We start from the raw sequence: 3,605 nt of genomic DNA, 5'->3' as shown, positions 1-3,605 counted from the left end.
TACGGTGGTTAGCGCAGGCCCGCAGCCTTGACGCATTTGCGGTGATTCGCGCGCGCCTGCCGCCCTACCGCGAATCCCGGTGCTGCCACTTGCGACCTTCGATCGAGCCTTCCTTGCGGGTCTTTTCTACACGCCGCTGGCGCGCCGCTTTCGGATCGACGATCAGCGGCCGGTAGATTTCCACGCGATCATGATCGACAAGCACCGTATCGAGCGGCTTCAACTTACCGAACACACCCACCTTCTGCTGCGCCAGATCGATCTGCGGATAGCGCTGCAAGATGCCGCTGGCGTCGAGCGCCTGCTGCACGGTCGCGCCTTCGGGCAGCTCGACCGGAATCAGCGTCTGCCCGTCGGGCAACGCGTAGCAGACTTCTATCGACAGCAGCGCGCTCATGCCTTACCGTAGCGCTGATCGGCGCGCTTCACGAACGATTCGACGAAGGTGTTGGCAATATGGCTGAACACCGGACCAATGATCTTTTCGAGGAAGATGTTGGTGAATTCGTAGTGCAGCGCGAATTCGATCTTGCAGGCATCCTCACGTAGCGCCGTAAAAAGCCAGTAGCCGGTGAACTTGCGAAACGGGCCGTCGGCGAACTCCATGTCGATACGCTCGGGTCGCTTCATGCGGTTACGCGTAGCGAAGTGCTGCCGGATGCCCTTGAAGTTGATGTCGATCTTCGCCTCCATGCCATTCTCGTCCTGACGACGGATCTCGACCCCGCCGCACCAGGGCAGGAAGTTCGGGTAATCGTTGACATCAGTGACGAGGTCGAACATCTGTTCCGCCGAATGGCGTATCAACACGGTTTTCTGGACATCTGCCATAAATTGGACAGCACGTGGCGAGGGTGGACAAGCGCCGCGGGCTTTCCTTGCCCCGCTTTGCTAAAATTGTGATTTTAAACGAGTTGGGCACTTTCCATTAATGAGCATCATAGACAACAGAAAAGCCTTCTACGACTATTCGGTCGAAGAACGCTACGAAGCAGGGCTCGTGCTCGAAGGATGGGAGGTCAAGGCCTTGCGCGCCGGTCGCGGCCAGATCAAGGAAGGCTATGTTGTGATCAAGAACAACGAGTTGTTCCTGATCGGCACGCACATCAGCCCGCTGCCCGAAGCGTCGACCCACATCACGCCCGACCCGGTGCGCACCCGTAAGCTGCTTTTGCACAGCGAGGAGATCAGCAAGCTGATCGGCAAGGTCGAGCAACGTGGTTATACGCTCGTGCCGCTAAATTTTCATTACAAGGGCGGCCGGGTCAAATGCGAAATCGGTCTCGCGAAGGGCAAAAAGCAGCATGACAAGCGCGAAACCGAGAAGAAACGCGACTGGGAACGGGAAAAAGCCCGCTTGATGCGCAACCCGACCTGAACTCGCGCGCGGCCGCAAGCGCGCTTCTACCGCAACTCGGTCGTCCCCTTCCCCTTGCTCACGATGGTCAGCGCCGAGGCGATCATCGAACTCATATTCGACAGATCACCGGGCACGATCAGCGTCGTGCCCTGCTTCGCCAGATTCGCGAACGCGTTCACGTACTGCTCTGCCACCTTCAGGTTCACCGCTTCCATGCCCCCAGTGGACTGGATCGCCGCAGCGATCTTCTGGATCGCCTGCGAATTGGCCTCGGCCACCGCCAGAATCGCCGCAGCCTGACCCTGCGCCTGATTGATTGCCGCCTGGCGCTCGCCCTCGGACTTCTGGATCGAAGCCTCACGCCCACCCGAGGCGATATTGATCTGCTCCTGCTTGCGCCCCTCGGAAGCCGCAATTAGCGCCCGCTTTTCGCGCTCGGCGGTAATCTGCGCCTGCATCGCGTGAAGAATTTCCTTCGGCGGCGTCAGATCCTTGATTTCATAGCGCAGTACCTTCACGCCCCAGTTCGATGCCGCTTCGTCGAGCGACGAAACGATGCTGTGATTGATGAAGTCACGTTCCTCGAAAGTCTTGTCGAGTTCGAGCTTGCCGATCACCGAGCGCAGCGTGGTTTGCGACAACTGCGTAATTGCGAACACAAAGTTGCTCGAACCATAGGATGCCTTCATCGGATCGGTGACCTGGAAGTACAGCACGCCATCGACTTGCAACTGGGTGTTGTCGCGCGTGATGCAGACCTGGCTCGGCACTTCGAGCGGAATTTCCTTGAGTATGTGTTTATACGCGATGCGGTCCACAAACGGCACCACGATGCTTAGACCCGGCGTGAGCGTGGCGTGATAGCGGCCAAGCCGCTCAAGCACCCACGCGTGTTGCTGAGGCACGATCTTGATGGTCTTGGCCGCGATCATGAACACGATAACGAGCAGCACTACCGCGACGATAGTCGAATCCATACTTGTTCCCATCTGTGGTTTAACTCCGGTTTTGAGTTGTTATGATGGTGCCGGGTGCGAATGCTTGCCCGCCACGACGATCAGGCGGCTGCCGTCGAGTGCGCTGATCTCGTAGACGCGCGCGTCCTCCGGCTCACCTGGTGCGAGTTCGACGTCCCAAGCAGCCCCGCGATAGTTCACGCGCGCGCGCCGGTCACGCCATGCGGTCACGGCGAGCGTCTGGCCGATATCCAGATTGACGTCGGGATTGCTTGCAGCCGCCTTGCGCGTCGCTCGGCGGCCAAAACGCGAGCGCCGCAACAGCAGCACCGCGGCCAATGCGACGAGCGCCGCCACCGCAAACTGCACGTCGGGATTGGCGCCCGACATGCGCGCGAGACCGCCGGCCAGGAAACCCAGCGCGATCATCAACAGATAGAAGGTCCCGCTCATCAGTTCCAGCACGATAAGCACGCCCGCCCCGACCCACCAGAACAATCCACCTGGCGCCACATCGACCTCCACTGCGCTGCACGGGGCCGGAGTAAGTGCTAAAGCACTTACTCCGGCCGACAAAGCAAAACACCCCGGATCTACCGAGGTGTTTATAGCACGAAGCTGGTGCACTTTACCGGGCGGTGCGATCCGCTTTGACGAACCGCAACGAACGGCTATGCGCGCTGCTTATTTTGCTGCTTCATTTCGCCGACGACTTTGCCAGCGCCTGCCAGGTCTCGATGATCGTGTCCGGGTTCAGCGAGATCGACTCAATGCCTTCGTCGGTCAGCCACTGTGCGAAGTCCGGATGATCCGACGGGCCCTGGCCGCAGATACCGACGTACTTGTTCAGCCGCAGGCAGGTTTCAATCGCGCGCTTGAGCATGAACTTGACCGCCGGGTCGCGTTCGTCGAAGTCAGCTGCCAGCAACTCCATACCCGAATCGCGGTCGAGGCCGAGCGTCAACTGCGTCAGGTCGTTCGAACCGATCGAGAAACCGTCGAAGAACTGCAGGAATTCTTCGGCAAGGATCGCGTTCGACGGCACTTCGCACATCATGATCAGGCGCAGGCCCTTCTCGCCACGCCTCAGGCCGAACTTCTCGAGCAGTCCGATCACGCGCTCCGCCTGCTTCAGCGTGCGCACGAAGGGCACCATGATCTCGACGTTGTCGAGGCCCATCTCTTCGCGCACTTTCTTCAGCGCGATACATTCCATCTGGAAGGCTTCAGCGAAGTCATCGGCGATGTAACGCGAGGCGCCGCGGAAACCCAGCATCGGATTTTCTTCC

The 3,605-nt window shown here is 59.6% G+C and carries 6 protein-coding genes; 1 reads left to right on the top strand and 5 read right to left on the bottom strand.

Features of this window, described 5'->3' with window-relative positions:
• Positions 1-64 precede the first annotated feature (64 nt).
• Positions 65-397 (bottom strand): RnfH family protein, encoded by a 333-nt coding sequence (locus M0954_RS01850; RefSeq protein WP_297351312.1) that lies wholly within the window; start codon positions 395-397, stop codon positions 65-67.
• Positions 394-831, bottom strand: coding sequence for a type II toxin-antitoxin system RatA family toxin (locus M0954_RS01845; protein WP_122155099.1), 438 nt, complete (start codon positions 829-831; stop codon positions 394-396). Before M0954_RS01845 ends, M0954_RS01850 begins: the two co-directional genes overlap by 4 nt.
• 100 nt (positions 832-931) lie before the next feature.
• Between M0954_RS01845 and smpB the strand changes: the two genes are divergently transcribed.
• Positions 932-1,378, top strand: a complete 447-nt coding sequence (smpB, locus tag M0954_RS01840) for an SsrA-binding protein SmpB (RefSeq protein WP_090694127.1) — start codon at positions 932-934, stop codon at positions 1,376-1,378.
• A 26-nt stretch (positions 1,379-1,404) separates the two neighbouring features.
• On the opposite strand, the gene M0954_RS01835 is transcribed toward smpB, so the two are convergent.
• The 3 genes from M0954_RS01835 to M0954_RS01825 form a co-directional block, all read right to left on the bottom strand.
• The gene (locus tag M0954_RS01835) at positions 1,405-2,337 is read right to left on the bottom strand and encodes an SPFH domain-containing protein (RefSeq protein WP_122155100.1); all 933 of its coding nucleotides are present in this window, start codon (positions 2,335-2,337) and stop codon (positions 1,405-1,407) included.
• Between the two features lie 39 nt (positions 2,338-2,376).
• Positions 2,377-2,829 (bottom strand): NfeD family protein, encoded by a 453-nt coding sequence (locus tag M0954_RS01830; RefSeq protein WP_122155101.1) that lies wholly within the window; start codon positions 2,827-2,829, stop codon positions 2,377-2,379.
• Positions 2,830-3,013: 184 nt separating this feature from the next.
• Positions 3,014-3,605 (bottom strand): putative PEP-binding protein (locus M0954_RS01825; protein ID WP_367279484.1); only part of this gene is annotated, 592 nt, incomplete at its 5' end.

Origin of the sequence: Paraburkholderia sp., from assembly GCF_026225065.1 — a bacterium.
Taxonomy (GTDB): domain Bacteria; phylum Pseudomonadota; class Gammaproteobacteria; order Burkholderiales; family Burkholderiaceae; genus Paraburkholderia.
Note: the sequence above shows the minus strand (reverse complement) of the source record. Positions and strands in the feature narration are given on the sequence as shown.